This window comes from Kineococcus siccus, from assembly GCF_009906795.1.
In the GTDB taxonomy this organism is placed as follows: Bacteria; Actinomycetota; Actinomycetes; order Actinomycetales; family Kineococcaceae; genus Kineococcus; species Kineococcus siccus.
In genome coordinates, this window is the sequence record NZ_JAAALN010000445.1 from 1 (window position 1) to 602 (window position 602).

The 602-nt window shown below is 78.2% G+C and carries 1 protein-coding gene; it reads left to right on the forward strand.

Annotated features, from left to right (window positions below):
• Positions 1-570, forward strand: a 570-nt coding sequence (locus GTR02_RS22060; protein ID WP_205709829.1) for an FBP domain-containing protein, incomplete at its 5' end; no start/stop codon positions are given.
• Positions 571-602: the final 32 nt, after the last annotated feature.

The window sequence follows — 602 nt, forward strand, 5'->3', positions numbered from 1 at the left end:
ACGCCGCCCCCACCCGGGGCGCCCGCCCGGCGGCCTCCGACGATCCCGGGAGCCGAGCACGTGAACCCCCTGACCGAGAAGCAGATCCGTTCGTCCTTCGTCAACGCCAGCCGCCGCGAGGCGGCCCAGGCGACCCTGCCCGACCTCGCCCGCCTCGACGTCGACCGCCTCGACCTGCTCGGCTGGCGCGACCGCCGGGTACCCGCGGCGGCCTACGTCGTCCTGGAGCTCGACTCCGTCCTCACGGGCGTCCTGCTCCGGGCGGGCACCCCGCCGCGCACGCCGCGCCGCACCCTGTGCGCCTGGTGCCAGGACCTCGCCTCCACCGACGCCACGCTGTACGTCGCCCGCCGCGCCGGGGCCGACGGCCGGGCGGGGAACTCGGTCGGCACGCTCATCTGCACCGGGTTCGACTGCTCCGCCCACGTCCGCCGGCCTCCCGTCGGCGCCGAGCTGGGCACCGCGGGGGACGCGGACGCCGACCTGCTCGAGGCCGTGACCCGCGAGCGCGTCGACGGCCTGCGCGAGCGGTCGGCCCGCTTCGTGCGCGAGGTCCTGCGGGTGCGCTGACCCCGGGGCCGCTGCGTCCTCCTCGCCCGTCC